Annotated in this window: 10 protein-coding genes; 7 read left to right on the plus strand and 3 right to left on the minus strand. The window is 75.6% G+C overall.

Translation table 11 applies throughout. The annotated features are described in order from the left end of the window. Positions 1-69 precede the first annotated feature (69 nt). Genes BMW85_RS28655 through BMW85_RS28665 form a run of 3 tightly spaced genes read right to left on the minus strand, consistent with a single transcriptional unit; the run spans position 70 to position 12,118 of the window. The gene (locus tag BMW85_RS28655) at positions 70-240 is read right to left on the minus strand and encodes an MbtH family protein (RefSeq protein ID WP_091087444.1); all 171 of its coding nucleotides are present in this window, start codon (positions 238-240) and stop codon (positions 70-72) included. Further along, positions 219-5,795: a non-ribosomal peptide synthetase/MFS transporter gene (locus BMW85_RS28660; protein ID WP_091087446.1), complete on the minus strand. Its 5,577-nt coding sequence runs from the start codon at positions 5,793-5,795 to the stop codon at positions 219-221. Before BMW85_RS28660 ends, BMW85_RS28655 begins: the two co-directional genes overlap by 22 nt. Continuing rightward, positions 5,792-12,118 carry a non-ribosomal peptide synthetase gene (locus BMW85_RS28665; protein ID WP_091087448.1) on the minus strand — a complete coding sequence of 2,109 codons (6,327 nt, stop codon included), beginning with the start codon at positions 12,116-12,118 and terminating at the stop codon, positions 5,792-5,794. Before BMW85_RS28665 ends, BMW85_RS28660 begins: the two co-directional genes overlap by 4 nt. A 336-nt stretch (positions 12,119-12,454) precedes the next feature. On the opposite strand from BMW85_RS28665, the gene BMW85_RS28670 reads away from it, so the two are divergent. Genes BMW85_RS28670 through BMW85_RS28700 form a run of 7 tightly spaced genes read left to right on the plus strand, consistent with a single transcriptional unit; the run spans position 12,455 to position 19,996 of the window. Then, on the plus strand, positions 12,455-12,775 hold the full coding sequence (locus tag BMW85_RS28670) for a phosphopantetheine-binding protein (protein ID WP_177240931.1): 321 nt from the start codon (positions 12,455-12,457) through the stop codon (positions 12,773-12,775). Then, positions 12,772-14,190 (plus strand): glycosyltransferase, encoded by a 1,419-nt coding sequence (locus BMW85_RS28675; protein WP_091087453.1) that lies wholly within the window; start codon positions 12,772-12,774, stop codon positions 14,188-14,190. The genes BMW85_RS28670 and BMW85_RS28675 overlap by 4 nt, the downstream gene beginning before the upstream one ends. Continuing rightward, the gene (locus BMW85_RS28680; protein WP_091087455.1) at positions 14,187-15,491 is read left to right on the plus strand and encodes a glycosyltransferase family 4 protein; all 1,305 of its coding nucleotides are present in this window, start codon (positions 14,187-14,189) and stop codon (positions 15,489-15,491) included. Before BMW85_RS28675 ends, BMW85_RS28680 begins: the two co-directional genes overlap by 4 nt. Then, a complete protein-coding gene (locus BMW85_RS28685) occupies positions 15,488-16,423 on the plus strand; it encodes a thiamine pyrophosphate-dependent dehydrogenase E1 component subunit alpha (RefSeq protein ID WP_091087457.1) in 936 nt (311 codons plus the stop codon). Before BMW85_RS28680 ends, BMW85_RS28685 begins: the two co-directional genes overlap by 4 nt. Beyond that, the gene (locus BMW85_RS28690; protein WP_091087460.1) at positions 16,420-17,424 is read left to right on the plus strand and encodes an alpha-ketoacid dehydrogenase subunit beta; all 1,005 of its coding nucleotides are present in this window, start codon (positions 16,420-16,422) and stop codon (positions 17,422-17,424) included. Before BMW85_RS28685 ends, BMW85_RS28690 begins: the two co-directional genes overlap by 4 nt. Next, the gene (locus BMW85_RS28695; protein WP_091087463.1) at positions 17,421-18,599 is read left to right on the plus strand and encodes a 2-oxo acid dehydrogenase subunit E2; all 1,179 of its coding nucleotides are present in this window, start codon (positions 17,421-17,423) and stop codon (positions 18,597-18,599) included. The genes BMW85_RS28690 and BMW85_RS28695 overlap by 4 nt, the downstream gene beginning before the upstream one ends. Continuing rightward, the gene (locus tag BMW85_RS28700) at positions 18,596-19,996 is read left to right on the plus strand and encodes a condensation domain-containing protein (RefSeq protein WP_091087465.1); all 1,401 of its coding nucleotides are present in this window, start codon (positions 18,596-18,598) and stop codon (positions 19,994-19,996) included. Before BMW85_RS28695 ends, BMW85_RS28700 begins: the two co-directional genes overlap by 4 nt. Positions 19,997-20,015 lie beyond the last annotated feature (19 nt).

The following is a 20,015-nucleotide window of genomic DNA, read 5'->3' on the forward strand; positions in this document are numbered from 1 at the left end:
CGGACATCAGTGTGAGCGTTCCACACGATAGCCAACATCCGCTCGGAAGGGCCTCCTGGGACGGGCGGGTCAGCGGGCGCTGAGGGGACGCATGTCGGTCCAGACCTCCTCGATGTGCGCCAGGCAGTCGTCCTTGCCGCCGCGGAACCCGGTCGCCCGCCAGCCTGCCGGTACGTCCCGGTCCGCGGGCCACACCGAGTACTGCTCCTCGTGGTTGATCACGACCTGGTAGTCGTCCATGCGTCCTCCTTGACCGGGGCCCCGCGTTCGCGCAGGGCCTGGAAACCGATGAGGTCGTCGGGCAGCGCGTCGGGCACCAGCGCGTCGAAGTCCCACAGGACCCGCCGCCGCCTGGCGACCAGCACGCAGGCGGCGATGGCGGCGCCGAGCAGCACGTACAGCAGGCCGATGCCGCGGCCCTCGCCGGTGCCGATGACCCGGCCGACGGTGTCCGCGAGCGCGCCGCCGTCGGCGAGCAGCGGTTCGAGGAGGGACGTGCCGAGCGGCGCGACGACGGCGTACCCGATGGGCAGCGTCGAGAAGGCCACGAGCTGGTTGAGCGCGAACACCCGCCCGTGGTAGCGCTGCGGGATCTTCACCTGCACGATCGTCGTGTAGACGCCGTTGAGCAGCGTCAGCGACAGGAACAGCCCGAACACCCCCGCCGTGACCACCACGAGGTCCGGCCGCGCGCCGATCACCACGGCCGAGAGCGCCAGCGTCAGCGTGAACATGAGCTGCCCGCGGAAGCGCCGCACCCGCGGCCCGCCCCACACCGCCATGACGAGCCCGCCGAGGAACACCCCGAGCCCGCCGGCGAACGACACCCGCCCCACGTCGGCGATCGTTCCCGACGACAGCACCAGCGGCGAGATCATCAGGAACAGCGCGGCCATGAACAGGTTGACCACGGCGAAGAACGTCACCATCCGCCGGAAGCCCTTGTTCCCCCACGAGTAGCGCAGGCCGTTGACCAGCTCGGCGGCCACCGTCTCGCGGCGGCGCAGCGCCATCGTGGCGGGGAAGCGGATGAGCAGCAGGCTGCCGATGGCGATCGCGTAGCTGATCACGTCGAGGGCCAGGATGCCCTCCAGGCCGATGAGCGACATCAGCCCGGCCGCGGCGAGCGGCACGATGAGCTGCGCGACGCCGTTGATCATGCCGACCACGCCGTTGGCGTGGCCGAGGAAACGTTTGGGCACGAGCTGCGGCACGGCCGACTGGTACGCCACCCGCTGGAACGCCAGCGCCACCGACAGGCCGACCAGCAGCGGGTAGATGTGCCACACCTGGAGGTTCCCGGTCCACAGCAGCAGGCCGAGCAGCAGTTGCGTGCCGAACGCGCCCACGTCGCCGAGCAGCATCACGCGGCGGCGGTCGCTGCGGTCCACGATGGTCCCGGCGAGCGGCGCGACGATCATGCCGGGCACCAGCGCCAGCACCGAGAACAGGGCGAAGTCGACGAGCGAGTCCGTGGTCAGGTAGATCCAGAGGGGGACGGCGAACTCGGTCAGCGCCGAGCCGACGATCGACACCGCCTGCCCGGCCGCCACCGCGAAGAAGCGCCGCATGCTGGGCCGCGGCCCGGGGGCCACGCGTCGGTCCGGTGTACCGGCCGCCCCGCGCCAGGGCGGGCCCCCGGCGGCCGCCCTCGCCTCGGCCGCCGGGACGCCCGCGGTCCGTGACCCGGCACCGGAGGACGACGCCTCGGGAAGCGCCGCCGGGGTCTCGTGGGAGACGCCCTCGATCCACCACGTCCGCCCGCCGTCACCGCGCTCCAGCCCCGCCGTCTCCCCGGAGGCGAGGGCGGCGTGCGTCCGGGTGACGATCTCCGCGAGCTCCCCGGCCCGGTACTTGACGAAGAAGTGCGCGGCCTCGTCCAGCACCGCGCACGCGGTCACCGGCGACAGCACGTGCCACTCGCGGAAGCGCTCCTGGTAGAACTCCATGATCGGGTCCCGTTCCCCGGCCACGGCGATGACCGGCGCGCCGAGCCGGTCGCTGTCCTCCTCGAACAGCCGGGTGAAGTAGCGTTCGGCCGCCCGCGTGCCCTCCCGCCGGTTGCGGACGATCAGCCGCAGCTCCTCGGGGCTCAGGTCCGACACGTCCAGGCCGGCCGCCGTGAGCGCGTTGATGCGTCCCTGGTCGCCGCGCAGGTCGTCCAGGCGGTCCCGGAGCCGGGCCGTCCGGCCGCCCGGCCGGGCGAACGGGAAGATCCCGCCCAGGTAGACCGCCTCGACCTCGCGTCCCGAACTGTGCAGCGACCGCGCGATCTCGGCGGTGATCATCGCGCCGAGCCCGCAGTGCCCGTACAGCACGACCGGGCCCTCGATCCCGGCCAGGATCTCCTCGGCGCAGCGCCGCGCGACCTCCTCCGGCGGCATCGCCTCCTCGCCGAGCTCGTGCCCGGGGACGGCGATCGAGTACAGCGCCCAGTCGCCGGGCAGCGCGTCGGCCAGCGGCTTGTAGATCACCGCGCTGCCGCCCCCGTACGGCGCGCACACCAGCGTGGCCGTCGTCGCGGCGCGCGCGGGCGTGAGCCGGCGCAGCAGCCCGCCGTCCCCTTCGCGAGCCCGCTCCTCCCCGTCGAGCAGCGCCGCCGTCTCCCTGACGGTGGTGTGCGTGAACAGGTCCATGAGCGTGACCCGCCGCTCAGGCGCGATCCTGCGCAGCCGCGCCAGCACCCGCATGGCCAGCAGCGAGTGACCGCCCAGCTCGAAGAAGTCGTCCAGCGCGCCCACCCTGGCGAGCCCGAGCACGTCGGCCCACACGGCCGCGACGGCCTCCTCGACCGGCCCGTCCGGCGGGACGAAGGCGGCGCCGTCGTCCGGGCGGTCGTCCTCGGGGTCGGGCAGCGCGGCGCGGTCGACCTTGCCGTGGGACTTCAGCGGCAGGTGGTCGAGCCAGACGTACCGGGCCGGGATCATGTAGTCGGGCAGCCGCTCGCGCAGCCAGGCGCGCACCTCGGCGGCCGGCGCCCGCACGCCGCCCTCCACCGGCAGCAGGTAGCCGACCAGGCGGTCCCCGCGCAGCTCGGCCACCGCCTGCGCCACCCCGGGGAACTCGGCGAGCACGGTCTCGACCTCGCCCAGCTCGACCCGGTACCCGCGGATCTTGACCTGCAGGTCGCGGCGGCCCAGGAACTGGAGTGTGCCGTCCGGCAGCCACCGCCCGAGGTCTCCGGTCCGGTACAGGCGGGCGCCCGGCGGGCCGTCCGGGTCGGGCACGAACCGCTCGGCGGTGAGTCCTGGCCGGCCCAGGTAGCCGCGGGCCAGCCGGTCCCCGCCGAGGCAGAGCTCGCCGACCACTCCCACCGGCACGGGGCGCAGCCGCTCGTCGAGCACCCGTACCCGCGCGCCCGGCAGCGGCCGGCCGATCGGCAGCGTCGTCTCCCGCGCCGGGAGCTCCGGGTCCACGGCGAACGTGGTGATGCCGACCGTCGCCTCCGTTGGCCCGTAGTGGTTGACGACGGCGCACCGGCCGCGTCCCGGAGCCTCGTACGCCGCCAGCTCCCGCGCCCACGCCCACGAGGACGCCTCGCCGCCGAGGATCAGCAGCCGGCGCGGCAGCAGCTCGGCGGGCCCGGCCTCGGCGAGCAGCGCGGCCAGGTGCGACGGGGTGATCTTCAGGTAGTCGGCGGGGCTCGTCTGGAAGTGCTCGGCCAGCTCGCGCGCCGACGTACGGGACGGCAGCAGGTCGAGCCGGCCGCCGGTCATCAGCGCCAGGTAGAAGACCGTCACCCCGAAGTCGAAGGCCAGCGACTGCGGCAGCGCGAACGACGCCCCTGGCTCGACGCCGAACCGCTCGCGCACGCCCGCCAGGTACGTCACCACCTCCCGGTGCTGCACGGCGACCCCCTTGGGCCGTCCCGTGGTCCCGGAGGTGTAGATCACGTACGCCAGGTCCGACGGCCCGACCCTCGCCTCGGCGGGCGCGTCCCCGTCCGGCACCCGGTCCGGGTCGATCTCGGTCAGCCCGTCGGGCAGCGCCCCGCGCGCCCCCTCCGAAGTGATCGCCGTGCGCACCCCGGCGTCCTCGACCAGGTACGCGAGCCGCGCGGCCGGCTGCTCGGGATCGAGCGGCACGTACGCCGCCCCGGCCGCCAGCACGCCGAGCAGCGCCACCGCCGTCCCCGCCGACTGCTCCAGGCACACCGCCACCCGGTCGCCGGGCCGCACCCCGCGGGCGCGCAGATGCGCGGCCAGCCGCCGGGCCCGTCCGGCCAGCTCGCGGTAGGTCAGCCGGTCGCCGCCGAAGGTCACGGCGGTCGCGTCCGGGGTCCGCCCGGCCTGCGCGAACACCAGCTCGTGCAGCAGCTCCGCCTCCGGGGGCGCGGGCGGCGCGGCGGTCTCCAGCGCGGCCAGCCCGGCCCGCGCGTCCGCCGGCAGGATCTCCAGGCCGGACACCGGCGTGCCCGGCGCGGCCACGGCGGAGCGCAGCAGCGCCTCCAGCGCCGCCGCCATCCGCTCGGCGGTCCCCGCCTCGAACAGCGCCGTGTTGTAGACGAACGTCCCGTCCAGGCCGCCCCCGGCCGCCTGGTGCAGGTAAAGGCTCAGGTCGAAACGGCTGGTCACGGTGTCGGCGTGGAACCACGCCAGCTCCAGCGGCCCCGCGTCCACCGGCCTGGCGGTGTAGTTCTGCAGCGCGAACATCACCTGGAACACCGCCGGCCGGCTGACGTCCCGCGTCACGTTCAGCTCGCCCACGAGCTGGTCGAACGGCAGCTCCTGGTGGGCGAAGGCGTCCAGCGCCGTCTCCCGTACCCGCGACACCAGCCCGTCGAACGCCGGATCGCCCGACAGGTCGGCCCGCAGCGCGAGGGTGTTGACGAACATGCCGACCAGGCCGTCCAGCTCCGGCAGCCCGCGCCCGCTCACCGGGCTGCCCACCGCGAACGAGCTCTGCCCCGACCACCGGCCGAGCAGCGCCTGGAACGCGGCGAGCAGCACCATGTACGGGGTCGCCCCGAGCGACTCGGCCAGCGCCCGCACCGCCCCGGCCAGCTCCGCGTCCAGCCGGAACCCGTGCGCCGCCCCCGTGAACGTCTGCTCCGCCGGGCGCGGCAGGTCCGTCGGCAGCTCCAGCGCCGGCACCCCGGCGAGCTGCGACCGCCAGTAGTCCACGTCCGCCCGGTACGCGGCCGAGCCGGTGCGCTCGCGCTGCCAGAGCGCGTAGTCGCCGTACTGGACGGGCAGCGGCTCCGGCTCGCGGCCGGCCAGCAGCGTGAACAGCTCGCCGAGCACCACGTCCCAGCTCCACCCGTCGGCCACCGCGTGATGCGCCGCCAGCATGAGCACGTGATCGTCCGCGCCGTCGGCTTCGGCGGGGCCGAGCCGGATGAGCAGGACCCGCAGCAGCGGGCCCGCCGCCAGGTCGAACGGCCGGGCCAGCTCCGCCGACACCAGCGCCCGCGCCTCCTCCGGCGTCCCGGCCGCCGCGACCAGGAACTCGGGCGCGGGCTCGGCGTCGATCACCAGCAGCGGCGTGCCGTCCTCGGCAGTTGTGAACCGGCTGCGCAGGCTCTCGTGCCTGGCCGCCACCTCGCGCACCGCGCGGCGCAGCGCCTCCGCGTCCAGCTCGCCGGTCACCCGCGCCGTGCAGGAGACGGTGTAGGCGGCGGTGCCGGGCGCGTACTGCTCCAGGAACCACAGCCGCTCCTGCGCGTGCGACAGCGGCGGCGGCGTGCCGGGCGGGCGCGGCGGGACCGTGGTGGCGGCGTCCCGCCGCCGCAGCCGCTGGGCCAGCAGCGCCCGCTTGGCGGGCGACAGGCCGCCGGGGGAGGAGAGCGTGGTCACAGGACCTCCGTGGGGTCGAGCAGGCGCAGTGCCTCCTCCTCGGACAGCTCCTCCAGCTCGGCCAGCAGGATCTCCTCCGTCGCCGCCGCGAACCCGGCCAGCGTGCGGTGCGTGAAGAACGTCCTGATCGGCACGTCCACCTCGACGGTGGCGCGCAGCCGGGCGGCGGCCCGCACGGCCAGCAGGGAGTGGCCGCCGAGCCGGAAGAAGTCGTCGTCCACGCCGACGCGGGCGACGCCGAGCAGCTCGCCCCAGACCTCGGCGACCAGCGCCTCGGCGTCGGTGCGCGGCGCGACGTAGGCGGGTCGCGCGCCGGCCCCTGCGGTGCCGACGGTGGGCGGGGCGGGCACGCGTTCCAGCCGCCCGTCCGGGTGCCGCCTGACCCGCTCACCGGTACGGACCCCGCCCCGCCACAGCTCCCCGATGGCGTCCGGCGGCACGGGGCAGCCCCACGGATCCAGCACCCGCTCGCCTGGTTCGTCCAGGTTTGCCGGTCCGTCCGGCGCGGGCAGTTCGGACAGGCGCCGGGCGGGGTCCCTCGCCGCGGCGCCGAGCAGCGTCAGGAACCGGCCGGCCAGCCGTGCCGCGGTGGCCTCCGTCAGCACCTCCGGGTCGTGATGGAAGGCCAGGACCAGGCCGTCGCCGTCCGGCCGGGCCTCCAGCGCCAGGTCGTAGGCGAGGTCGGCGGGGCGCGGCGCGAACGGCTCGCCGAAGGCGGCCTCGGGCGGGGCCTGCTCGCGCACGGTGAGCGTGGTCTGGAACAGCGGCTCGCGGCCGGGGTCCCGTTCCACGCCGAGCGCGGTGACGAGCCGTTCGGGGGAGAGGTCGGCGTGCTCGTCCGCCTCCCGTTCGGCCTCCCGCGTACGCCGCAGCAGCTCGGCGAAGCCGGGGTCGCCGGACAGGTCGCCGCGCAGCACCAGATGCCGGGTGAGGTGCCCGGCGACCCGGGAGAGCTCGGGCCGCTCCCGCCCCGGCACCGGGCGGCCGATCATGAAGCCGGTCTGCCCGGTCTGCCGGGCCAGCAGCACCTGGTACGCGGCCAGCAGCACCGTGGACAGCCCGCCCCCGGCCTGCGCGCCGAGCCGGCGCAGCTCCGCGGTCAGGCCGCCGCTCAGCCGCACCTCGTGGCAGGCGCCGGCCCGCGAGGAGGTGACGGCGGGCCGGGGCCGGTCCAGTGGCAGGTCGAGGACCGGGGCCCCGGCCAGCCGGGCGCACCACTGCTCCAGCGCCGGCTCGGCCAGCCGCTCGCGGCGCGCCCGCCAGAGCGTGACGTCGCCCGCCTGTACGGGCGGCGCGGGGAGGTCCCGGCCCTCGTACAGCGCGGCCAGGTCGGCCAGCAGCATCGGCAGTGTCCATTCGTCGGCCGCGATCGGGTGCGCGGCCAGGCAGAGCACGTGGTCGTCGGCGGCCAGGCGGATCAGCGCCGCCCGCACCGGCGGCGCCGCCCCCAGGTCGAACGGCTCCCCGGCGATCCGCGCCACCAGCTCCGCCGCGACCGGCTCCGCGACGGTACGGGGCCGCGCGGTCAGGTCGTGACGGGCGAGCGGCAGGGCGTGCGCGTCCTGTACGACGGCGCGCGGCCGGCCCTCGGCGTCGGCCTCGTAGCGGGTGCGCAGCGCCTCGTGCCGGGCGGGCAGCGCCGCGACGGCGGCGGCCAACGCGTCCTCGTCCAGGGGACCGCGCAGCCGGCGCGCCTCGCTCAGGTGGCTGGAGGTGTCCCCCTCCAGGTACGAGTGCAGGAACCAGAGCCGTTCCTGCGCGGGCGACAGCGGCGGCGCCACGCCGGTCTCGCGTGGCCGCGGCGGGACGTCCTCGCCCGCCCGCGTCCCCGGCACGGGCAGCGCCGCGCGGTCGATCTTGCCGTTGGGGGTGAGGGGCAGCGACTCCATCGGTACGACGAGCGAGGGCACCATGGGTCCCGGGAGCCGTTCGGCGAGGCGTTCCCGCACGTCGGCGGGGGCGTCGCCGGTGAGGTAGGCGATGAGGGTGTCCTGGTGGACGGCGGCGACGGCCTGCCGGACGCCGGGCAGGTCCTCCAGCGCGGACTCGATCTCGCCCAGCTCGATGCGGTGGCCGCGCAGCTTGACCTGGGTGTCGGTGCGGCCCACGTACTGGAGGGTGCCGTCGGTGCGCAGCCGTACGACGTCGCCGGTCCGGTAGAGCCGCCCGCCCGCCGGTCCGAACGGGTCGGGGACGAACCGCTCGGCGGTCAGGGCGGGCCGGCGGTGGTAGCCGAGTGCCAGGCCGTGCCCGCCGAGATGCAGCTCGCCGGTGTGCGCCGGCTCGCCGTGCTCGTCCAGGACGTAGACCTGGGTGTTGCCGATCGGGCGGCCGACGAGGACGTGCCCGGCGTCCGGCGGCACCTCCCAGGCCGTGGACCAGATCGTCGTCTCGGTGGGGCCGTACACGTTGAACAGCCGCCGCGTACGCGCCCGCAGCTCCCGCGCCAGGGGCTCGCTCAGCGCCTCCCCGCCCGCGAGCGCGGTGACCTCCAGGGCGCTGAAGCCCCCGGCGAGCAGCACCCGCCACCCCGACGGGGTGGCCTGCACGTGCGTGACGCCCTCGGCGCGGACGAGGCCGGCCAGCAGCGCCCCGTCCAGGGCCGCCTCCGGCCCGGCGATCACGGTACGGCCGCCGGTGATCAGCGGCAGGTACAGCTCCAGCCCCGAGATGTCGAACGACAGCGACGTGAGCGCCAGCCAGGCGTCGTCCTCGCCGGAGCCCAGGAGGTCGCGCATGGAGACCAGGAGGTTCAGCAGCGCCCGGTGCGGAACGGCGACCCCTTTGGGGCGGCCGGTGGACCCGGAGGTGTAGAGCAGGTAGGCGGGATCCTCAGGCTGTATCGTCACCTCCGGCTTCGCCGCGCTGTATCCGGACAAGTCGGCATCGAGGGACAGCACGACGGCGGCGGCGGCGGCCGGGACACGTTCCCGCAGCTCGTCGGGAACGAGCACCGCCCGCGCGCCGGAGTCCTCCAGGACGAACCGCACCCGGGCGTCCGGATAGTCCGGGTCGAGGGGGAGGTAGGCGGCTCCGGCCTTGAGCACGGCGAGCATGGCGGCCAGGGCGGGGGCGGAGCGGCCGGCGTACAGGGCGACCACGTCCCCGCGCCCCACGCCGATCTCGGCCAGGCGGTGGGCCAGGCGGTTGGCGGTGGCGTCCAGCTCGCCGTAGGTCCAGCGGGCCGCGCCGTCCACCACGGCCACCCGATCCGGGTCCCGCGCCTCGATCAGCGGCAGGAGGCCGGGCACGGCGGGCAGCGGCATCGCGGTGTCGTTCGGGCCGCGCACCAGCCGCTCCCGCTCCTCGCCCGTCACCCGGGCCAGCCGCGACAGGCGCGCCTCCGGCTCGGCGACGACGCCGGCCAGCAGCGCGGCGAAACGGCCGGCCAGGCGCTCGACGGTCGGCGCGTCGAACAGCGCGGCCTCGTACCCGAAGACCAGGTCCAGCGCGCCCTCGGCGGGCCAGGCGTCCAGCGTCAGGTCGAAGCGCGCCGGCGCGTACGCGGCGTGGAACACCTCGGCCGTGGCCTCGCCCACCGGCACCGGCGCGCCGTCGTCCTGCGTGTGCAGGATCATCATGGTCCCGAACAGCGCCCGGCCGTCGCCCACGCCCAGCCGCTCCATCGGCACGTCACCGTGCCCGAGCGCGCCGAGCACCGACTCCCTGGTCCGCGCCAGCAACTCGGTGAACGCCGGGTCGCCCGACAGGTCGGCGCGCAGCACCAGCGTGTCGGCCAGGAAGCCGATCAGCGGCTCCAGCTCCACCCGGTCCCGCCCGGCGACCGCCGTGCCGACCGTCAGGTCGTCCTGCCCGGCGTGCCGGCCCAGCAGCGCCTGGTACGCCGCCAGCAGCACCATGAACAGCGTCGTCCCCGTACGCCGGCCGAGCTCCTCCAGCGCCGCGACCGTCTCGCGCGGCAGTCTGGCCCGGTGGAACGCGCCCCGCCGGGCCAGGCCGGGGGAGCGGGGCCGGTCGGCGGGCAGCTCCAGCGGCGGCGCGCCCGCCAGCCGCTCCCGCCAGTACGCCAGCGCCGTCTCGCCCGCGCCCGCCGCCTCCCGTTCACGCCGCCAGTGCACGACGTCCCCGTAGCCGACCGACAGGGCGGGCAGCTCGTGACCGGCGTAGCAGGCGGCGAGGTCGGACAGCAGCACGTTCTGCGACCAGCCGTCGCCGATCATGTGGCTGAACACCACGCACAACACGTGCTCCGCCGCCGAGAGCCGGATCAGCGTGGCCCGCACCGGCGGCGCGGCGGCCAGGTCCAGGGGCGCGTTCACCCGTTCTGTCACCAGCCGCAGGGCCGCCGCCTCCCGCTCGTCCTCCGGCAGCGCCGACAGGTCCAGCCGCTCGACCGGCACCGGCCCCGGCGGCTCGACCACCGCGACGGGCATGCCGTCCACCTCGGCGAAGCGGGTGCGCAGCGGCTCGTGCCTGGCCGCGACGCGGGTCAGCGCGTCCGTCAGGCGGCCGTCGTCGAGCGGGCCGCGCAGCCGCCGCGCCAGGTAGATGTTGTAGGAGGCGTCCTCAGGGTCGAGCCGGTACATGAACCACAGCCGCTCCTGGCTCGGCGACAGCGGCGGCGCGGTGCCCGCGGGGCGCGGCCGGAGCGGCGCCGACGGGGCCGCCCGCTCCTCCAGCGCCCGCGCGAACCCCGCCACCGTCGGGTGCGCGAACAGCGCCGCCACCGGCGCCTCGACGCCGAGCCGCCGGGTGATCCTGGCCGCCGCCCTGGCGGCCAGCAACGAGTGCCCGCCCAGCAGGAAGAAGTCGTCCTCCACCCCGAGCCCCGGGGGCAGGTCGAGGACCTCGGCGAAGACCTCCGCCACCGCCCGCTCGGCCGCCGTCCGAGGCGCGGCCCCCGCCCCCGCCTCCGGCGCGGCCGGCTCCGGCAGGGCCTTGCGGTCCACCTTCCCGTTGGGGGTGAGGGGCAGCGACTCCATCGGTACGACGAGCGCGGGCACCATGGGCGCCGGCAGCCGTTCGGCGAGGCGTTCCCGCACGTCGGCGGGGGCGTCGCCGGTGAGGTAGGCGATGAGGGTGTCCTGGTGGACGGCGGCGACGGCCTGCCGGACGCCGGGCAGGTCCTCCAGCGCCGACTCGATCTCGCCCAGCTCGATGCGGTGGCCGCGCAGCTTGACCTGGGTGTCGGTACGCCCGAGGTAACGCAGCCCGCCGGGCTCCACGCGCACGAGGTCGCCGGTCCGGTAGAGGCGGCTGCCCGGGGGGCCGTACGGGTCGGGGACGAACCGCTCGGCGGTCAGGGCCGGGCGGCGGTGGTAGCCGAGTGCCAGGCCGTGGCCGCCGAGGTACAGCTCGCCGGTCTCCGCCGGCTCGCCGCGCTCGTCCAGGACGTGGACCTGGGTGTTCGCGATCGGGTGGCCGATGGAGACGTCGACGGGCTCCTCGGGGACCTCCCACGCGGTGGACCAGATCGTCGTCTCGGTGGGGCCGTACACGTTGAACAGGCGTCCCGTACGCGCCCGCAGCTCGCGGGCCAGCGGCACGGTCAGCGCCTCGCCGCCGACCAGGGCCGTGACGTGCGGGTCCGCGTACCCGGCGGCCAGCAGCACCCGCCATCCCGAGGGCGTGGCCTGCACGTGCGTGACGCCCTCGGCGCGGATCAGCCCGGCCAGGCGGTCACCGTCGCGGGCGGCGGCGGGCTCGGCGATCACGGTCCGCCCGCCGGTGACGAGCGGCAGATACAGCTCCAGCCCCGAGATGTCGAACGACAGCGACGTGAGCGCCAGCCAGATGTCGTCCTCGCCGGAGTTCAGCAGGTCGCGCATGGCGATGAGGAAGTTCAGCAGCGCCCGGTGCGGAACGGCGACGCCTTTGGGGCGGCCGGTGGATCCGGAGGTGTAGAGCAGGTAGGCAGGATCCATCGGATCAACCGCCACCTTTACATTTACCGCGCTATATGCGGATGAATCGTCGTCAAGGGATAAAACGGACGCCGTGCTGACCGTGGGCAGGCGTTCGCGCAGCTCGTCCGGCACCAGGACGGTCCGCGCGCCGGAGTCCTCCAGGACGAACCGCACCCGCGCGTCGGGGTAATCCGGGTCGAGGGGGAGGTAGGCGGCTCCGGCCTTGAGCACGGCGAGCATGGCGGCCAGGGTGGGGGCCGAGCGGCCGGCGTACAGGGCGACGACATCCCCGCGCCCCACGCCGGCCTCGGCCAGGCGGTGGGCCAGGCGGTTGGCGGTGGCGTCCAGCTCGCCGTAGGTCCAGCGGGCCGCGCCGTCCACCACGGCCACCCGGACCGGGTCCTGCGCCTCGACCAGAGCCGTCATGGTGTCGTTCGGTTCGCGGAGTTCGCGCATGCGCCATCCTTCGTCGGACAGGCGGGGGACAGGCGGATTTCATGGGAACGCTCCCACGGCTTCGTCAGCGTAAGGAGGCTTTCCGGTCGCGGTCAACGACAGTTGAAAATTTGATGGAAATAGCCCTTGAAACCGGACGATAACCCTTCTAGCTGCGGTTCCTTACAAGCCAGTTTCGGAAACATTACAGAGACTGTTCCCTTGACAATGATGTGTCGTGATTCCAGGCTCGTTCTGGGGGCGCTCCCGGGGTCTGAATTGGGAGCGCTCCCAAATAGACAGCCCTGCCCTCTGAACCTCCGGAGAACGGTAATGACACCGACCGAGGAAGCCGTCATGGGGATCTGGACCGGTCTCCTGAGTACTCCTCCGCGCTCCCTCGCCGACGACTTCTTCGCGCTCGGCGCGCAGTCGCTCACGGTCGTGCGCTTCCTCGCCGAAGTGCAGGACAGGTACGGCGTGGAACTGCCCGTGGACGAGCTGTTCGCCGGTGACTTCACCGTCGCGGCGGCCGCCAGGCTCATCGACGAGACGCTGCTCGGCGAGATCTCCGAGGACCAGCTCGCCGAACTGCTCGACGAGCTGGAGGGCATGTCCGAGGACGAGGTGCGCGCCCTGCTGGACGAGGGCACCCCGCTCGGCGAGTCCTCGCCGTGACGCCCGGCGGCCCGCTCACCCGCGTCCTGCTGGTGGCGCACGGCAGCGACGGCGACGTGCTGCCGTTCGTCCGGCTGGGCGGCGTGCTGCGCGAACGCGGGCACGACGTGACCCTGCTGACCCACGCCCCCTACCGAAGCCGGGTGGAGGCGGCGGGCCTCGACTTCGTCCCCATCGACACCCACGACGCCTACGCCCGCTACTCCGCCGACACCGCCCTCCTCCCCGACGGCCTCGACACCCTCGACTGGCTCTCCTTCTACCGGCGCAACCGGCTGTTCGAGCAGTTCGCGGGCGAATGCCGGGCGCTCGCGGCCCGGGTGACGCCGGGGCGGACCGTCCTGGCCGGGCGGCACACCTCCGCCCTGTCGGTCCTCGCCGTACGCGAGCTGACGGGCGCGCCGGCGGCGTGGATCGCCGTCGCGCCGATCCAGCCGCTGGCCGCCGAGGTCGCCCGCCACCTGCACCAGCACGTCCTCGCGCCCGGCATCGACGCGGCACGCGGCGACCTCGGGCTGCCCCGCGTACGCGACTGGCGGGCCTGGTTCTCCTCCGCCGACCTGCGGCTCGGGCTCTGGCCGCGCTGGTTCGACGAGGCCGGGCCGGCCACCGGGCCCGCGACCCGGCTGACCGGCTTCCCGCTGCCCGACGACGGCTCCGAGGACCCCGTACCCGCCGAGGCGGCCGCGCTGCTGGACGGGACGGTCCGGCCCGTGCTGATCACCGGGGGAACCGGGCGCATGCTGCGGCCCGGGTTCCACGAAGCCGCGCTGGCCGGGTGCCGGCGGGCCGGACTGCCCGCGTTGCTCGTCGCCCCGCACGCCGAGACGGTCCCCCAGCCGCTGCCGCCCCACGCGCGGCGCTTCGCGCGGCTGCCGTTCCGCGAGGTCGTCCCCCAGGTGGCGGCGGTGCTCCACCACGGCGGGATCGGCACGCTGACCAGGGCGCTCGCGGCCGGGACCCCGCAGGTGATCCTCGCCCACGGGGCCGACCGGCCCGACAACGCCGCCCGCCTGGAGAGACAGGGCCTCGCCCGGTGGCTGCCCGAGGGAAGCTGGGACGCCGGCGAGGTGGCCGGGGCGCTGCACGCGGCCCTGCGCGACGGCCCTCACCAGCCCAGAACGGGACCCCGCGACGCCGCCGACGGCCTCGCCATGGCCGCCACCCATCTCGAACGCCTCCTCCACGCCCCGTCCCGTCCCGGCGACCCCCTCCCCGAGGAGGAGCCGGGCGGCGGCGGAGGCGGCCGTGGTGAGGCGGCGAGGCAGGCCCGTCCCGGCGACCCCCTTCCCGAGTCGCGCGGTGAGGCCGGGCAGGGGGACGCGGCGAGGCGGCTGGCCGCGCTGTCCGCCGAGCGGCGCAGGCTGGTGGCCGCGCGCCTGCGCCGGCGGCCGGCCGAGCAGGAGGCGTCGTGAGGATCCTGCTGGCGCAGAACCTGATCCACCTGCCCTCCCACGGCGGGGCCAACAAGTCGAACCGCCTCCTCATGGAGCGTCTCGCCGCCCTCGGCCACGAGGTGCACGTAGTGGCCCCCCTCTCCGGCGCCCTCGCCACCGACCCGTCGCCGCTCTCCGGGGGTGGGCGCCCGTCCGCTCTCGACGAGTTGACCCGCCGGGGTGCGATGCCGGTCGCGTCCGACGACCCGGACGAGGTCGCCTACCTGCACCACGGGGTCGTCGTGCACGCCGTGACCGATCCGGCCGCGCTGCCCCGGCGGGTGGCGGAGGTGGCGGCCCGCCTCGTGCCGGACTGGACGCTGGTCCCGTCCGACGATCCCGGCCTGGTGGTCCTGGGCGCGGCGCTGCGCGCCACCCCCGGCCGGGTCGTCTACCTGGTCCACACCCTGCAGCAGCTCCCTTTCGGGCCGGGCGCGTTCTACCCGAGCGCGGGCGGCACCCGGATGGTCCGCCGCGCCGCTGGGGTCGTGGCCGTGAGCCGCGCGGCGCGGGACTACTGCCTCCGGCACGCCGGTCTGCGCTCCACCGTGATTTATCCGCATATATACGGTGACACCGCTCCTCCAGCGGTGGCCTCCACCGCCCCGTACGTCACCATGATCAACCCCTGCGCCTACAAGGGCCTGCCGATCCTCCTCGGCCTCGCCGACGCACTCCCCGCCGTCACCTTCCAGGCCGTCCCCACCTGGGGCGCCACCGCCGAGGAGCGCGCGGCCCTGGCCCGCCGCCCCAACATCCGCCTCACCCCTCCCGCCGACGACCTCGGCCCGATCCTGGCCCGTACCCGCGTCCTGCTCATGCCCTCCCTCTGGGACGAGACCTTCGGCTACACCTGCGTCGAGGCCATGCTGCGCGGCGTCCCCGTCCTCGCCGCCGACGTGGGCGGCCTGGCGGAGGCCAAGCGCGGCGTGCCGTACCTGCTGCCGGTCACCCCCATCGAGCGGTACGAGTCCGCCCCCGGCCATGCCCGCCCCGTCCCCGTCGTGCCCGCCCAGGACCTGACCCCGTGGCTGGCCGCCCTGCGCCGGCTCATGGACGACCCCGCCCACCACGCCGACCTGGCCGAGCGCTCCGCGGACGCCGCCCGCGCGTTCGTACGCGGCCTGGATCCGGACGCGCTGGAGACGTACCTGGCCGCGCTGAGGCCGGCGACCGCGGAACAGCGGCAGGACCCGCCGCAGGACCCGCACCGGCGCGCCGCGCTGGCCAGGCTCGCCGCCGCCCGCGCCGTCGCCGCCGCGAAGGGAGCCGCCCGATGACCGGCGTGATCGTCGAGGACGTCGAGCACGGCCGCCCGAGCCCGCTCGCCCTCGGAGACCTCGACCGCCTGCTGCTCATCAGGCACTTCGAGAACGCCCTGCTCCGGCTGTTCGGCGAGGGCCTGCTCAGCGGCACCACGCACACCTGCCTCGGCCAGGAGCACGTCCCGGTCGCGCTCAACCCCCTCCTGCGCGAGGACGACTTCACCTTCAGCCATCACCGCGGCCACGGCCACTTCCTGGCCCGCTACGGCGAGGAGGCCGGCGCGCTGCTCGCCGAGATCATGGGCCGCCGGGGCGCGCTCTGCGACGGGGTGGGCGGCAGCCAGCACATCTACCACCGCACGTTCATGTCCACCGGCGTGCAGGGCGAGAGCCTGCCGGTCGCGGTCGGCATGGCGCTGCGGCTGCGCAGGGCCGGGCACGGCGCGCTGGCCTGCGCCTACCTCGGCGACGGCACGTGGGGCGAGGGCTCGGTCTACGAGGCGCTCAACCTGGCCGCGCTGTGGGGCGCGCCGCTGCTGGTCGTCGTGGAGAACAACGGCATCGCCCAGTCCACGCCCACCGAGCGCGGCATGGCCGGCACGATCGAGGGCCGGGTGGCCGCGTTCGGCATCCCGTACCTGCGGATCGACTCGATCGACCTGGCCGCCGTACGGGCCGCGCTGACCGGGCCGGTCGCCGCCGTCAGGAAGGACGCGTTCCCGCTGGTGGTGGAGTTCGTGACGCGGCGGCTCGGGCCGCACAGCAAGGGCGACGACACGCGCACCCCCGACGAGCTGCGGCGGGCCAGGGCCGGCGACTGGTACGAGCGCTACGCCGCCGCCTTCCCGCGCCGCTTCGCCGAGGCGGACGCGACCTGGCGGCGGTACGTGGACGACCTGGTCGCCGAGGTCTCGGCGCGTCCCCCGGCGCAGTGGACGGTGCGATGAGGGAGCCCGTCCGCGCGGAGCGGGTGTCGGAGCACCTGAACCGCGCGCTGCACGACGTCCTGGCCGCCGACCCCACGGTCCACGTGCTGGGCGAGGACATCGCCGACCCGTACGGGGGCGCGTTCAAGATCACGAAAGGGCTGTCGTCGCGGTTCGGGGATCGGGTGCGCTCCACCCCGATCAGCGAGGCCGCCATCGTCGGCACGGGCGCCGGGCTGGCGCTGGGGGGCGACAAGGCCATCGTCGAGATCATGTTCGCCGACTTCGCGGCGCTCGCCTTCGACCAGCTCATGAACTTCGCCAGCAAGTCGACCACCATGTACGGCCGCCCGGTCCCGATGCCGCTGGTCGTACGCTGCCCGTCGGGCGGCCGGCGCGGCTACGGCCCGACGCACAGCCAGAGCCCGCAGAAGCACTTCCTCGGCGTCCCCGGGCTGTCGGTGCTGGAGCTGACCCCGTTCCACGACGCCCGCGCCCTGCTGGAGGACGCCTTCGCCGCCGGACGGCCGGCCCTGCTGTTCGAGGACAAGGTGCTCTACACGCGGCGCATGTTCCGCGACGGCGTCGTGGACGAGCTGTTCCGGTACGAGCTCGTGAACGGCCTCGCCCGCGTGGCCGTCGAGGGCGTGGACGGCCACGACTGCACGATCATCGCCCCCGGCGGCATGGCACACCGCGCGCTGGAGGCGATGCGGGAGCTGCTGCTGGAGCACGACGTGCTGTGCGAGCTGCTGGTGCCCGCCCGGCTCTACCCGTTCGATCTCGGGGGCGTGCTGCCGCGCGGCCGGCAGGTGTGCGTCGCCGAGGACGGCGCGGCCGGGGCCACGTGGGGCGCGGAGGTGGCGACCCGGTTGTATCCCGTGCTGTGGGGGCGGCTGGCGCGGCCGATCACGCTCGTCAGCGCGGCCGACAGCGTCATCCCCGCGGCGCCCCACCTGGAGCGCGAGGTGCTCGTGCACGCCGACACCATCCGCCTGGCCGTGCTGGAGGCGCTGGCATGAACGCGGTCGTCGTCCCCAAGATCAACAGCAATGACGCCCGCTACCTGCTGGTGGAGTGGGTGGCCGCCGACGGGGCCACGGTGGAGCCCGGTGACGTCCTGGCCCTCATCGAGACCTCCAAGACCGTGGAGGAGCTGGCCGCCGAGTGCGGCGGCGTGCTGCGGCACCGGGTGGCGGCGGGCGCCGAGTGCCTGCCCGGCCAGACCATCGCCGACCTCGCCACCCCCGCCGACCTCGCCACCCCCGCCGACCCGGCCCCTCCTGCCGACCCGGTCGCGCCCGCCGCCGGGGGTGCGCCGGCGGGCGGCGCCGATGGGCCGGGGGACGGTGTGGTGATCACCGCGCCGGCCCGCCGCCTCATGGACGAGCTCGGGATCGGTGAGGACGCCGTACGCGCCCTGGGCCGGAAGGTCATCCGCCGCGACGACGTGGCCGCCCTCGCTCAACCCGCCCCTGACCCCACTGCCCCCTCCGAACCCGATGCCGAGGAGATCGTCTTGCCCGTGTCACAGCGGCGGGTCGCCGACGTGGTGGCCCGCGCCCACCGGGAGGTCCCGGCCGCCTACACCGTCGTCAAGGTCGACGTGGAGGAGGCCCTGCGGCTCGGCCGCGAGCTCACCCCCGCCCTGCGCACCCTGATCGGCCTGCCGGAGCTGCTGGTCAAGGCCGTGGCGGGCCTGGCGGGCCGGTTCGAGCTGCTGTTCGCCAGGCCGGTCGGCCCCGGCCGGGTCCGCCGCGCCTCCACCGCGCACATCGGCGTGACCATGGACGTCGGCAAGGGCCTGTTCGTGCCCGTCGTCCACGACGCCACCGGCCGCACGCTGCGCGAGATCTCGCGGACGCTGATGGCGTACCGGGTGGCGGCGCTGCGCGGCGGCCTGCGCGAGGAGGACCTGTCCGGCGGCAACGTCACGCTCACCCTGCACAACGAGAGCACGGTCACGCTGGCCGTCCCCATCGTCTTCCCCGGCCAGCTCTGCGCCCTGGCCCTGGCCGCCCCCCAGCAGGAGCTCGTCCCGGCGGAGGGGCCGGCCGGGTTCGCCGTCCGGCACACCGTGCACCTCGGTCTCGCCTACGACCACCGCTACGTCAACGGCCACGACGCGATCGTCTTCCTCGACGCGCTCCGCGCCGCGCTCGAAGCGCCCGCCGGCCTCGCCGCGGACCCCACGTGACCCGTTCGGCCGAGGTGCCCGCCGACCGGCGGGAGCTGATGGCCCGGCTGCTCGCAAGCAAGGCCGCCGCCGCGGCCGTCCCCGTCCTGCCGCGCACCGGGGAGCCGATGGAGTGCTCGCACGAGCAGCGCCGCGGCTGGCTGGCCGCCCGCGCCGCCCCGGAGACCGCGCCGCCGAACGTCACCCTGGGCCTCGCCCTGACCGGCGAGCTGGACCTGCCGCGCCTCGCCGCCGCGCTCGCCGCGCTGGTGTCCCGGCACGAGGCGCTCCGCACCCGGTACGTCGCCGCCGACGGCCTCCCGCGCCAGGTGGTCCGCCGGGCCCAGCCGGTGCCGCTGGAGCTCGTGGACCTCACCTGCCTGCCGGAGCCCGAGCGCGAGCCCGAGGCGCTGGCCCTCGCCCTGGCGGCGGCGGGGGAGCGGTTCGACCTGGAGCGCGGGCCGCTGCTGCGGCTCACCGTGTACCGGGTCGGGCCGCTCGAACACCGCCTCTTCCTGGTCTGCCAGCACATCGCCTGCGACGGGACCGGCGTGGCGCTGGTCGCGGCCGACCTGGCCGCCGCGTACGCGGGCGAGGAGCTGCCGCCGCCGCCCGTCCCCCAGTACGCCGACTACGCCGCCTGGTCGGTGGGCCGGGCGGCCGAGCGGACGCCGCGGCGGCTGCCGTACTGGAGGGAACGCCTGGCCGGCCTGGAGCCCCTGTTCCCGCGCCTGCCCTTGCCCATGCCCCCGCTCCCGTCCGCGGACGCCGCAGCAGGACGGGCGTCGGCGACGGCGCGGGTGCGGGTCGGGCGGGCCCTCGTGGAGCGGCTGCGTGGCGGAGGGGGTGACGGCCCGGCGGGGGGCGGGCCCGTCACGCCCTTCGCCGCGCTGCTGGCCGCGTACCTGGTGCTGCTGCACGAGATCAGCGGGCGGCGCGACCTCGTGGTGGGCGCCGTCACCTCCGGCCGTGGCCGCCGCGAGCTGGAGCCGGTCGTCGGCTCGTTCGTGAACCTGGTGCCGCTGCGCGTCGGGCTGGACGGCCTGACCGGCTTCCCCGGCCTGCTCGCCCGGGTCCGGGAGAGCGTGGCGGGTGCGCTCGCCAACGAGATCCCGTTCGACGCGCTCGTCTCCGGCCTCGGGGCGCACCGGCTGCCCGGCGTGCACCCCTCCTTCCAGGCGGCCTTCGTGCACCGGGGCGATCCGGCGCCGCCGGCCGGCTGGGCCGGTCTCGACGTACGCGTGTGGGAGCACGAGGTGGACGACGGCGGCTTCGACCTCGGGCTGACGGCGACGCCGCGCGGCGGGGCGTACGAGCTGGCGTTGACCGGCCGCCTGGTCCGCTTCACCGCCGCTGACCTGGCCGTTCTCGCCAAGCGCCTGGCCGCCGTGGTGGAGCGGCCGTCGCTGCCGTGCTGACCGTGCGCTCCCGCGAGCG

It is taken from the genome of Nonomuraea wenchangensis, assembly GCF_900111685.1.
Taxonomy (GTDB): domain Bacteria; phylum Actinomycetota; class Actinomycetes; order Streptosporangiales; family Streptosporangiaceae; genus Nonomuraea; species Nonomuraea wenchangensis.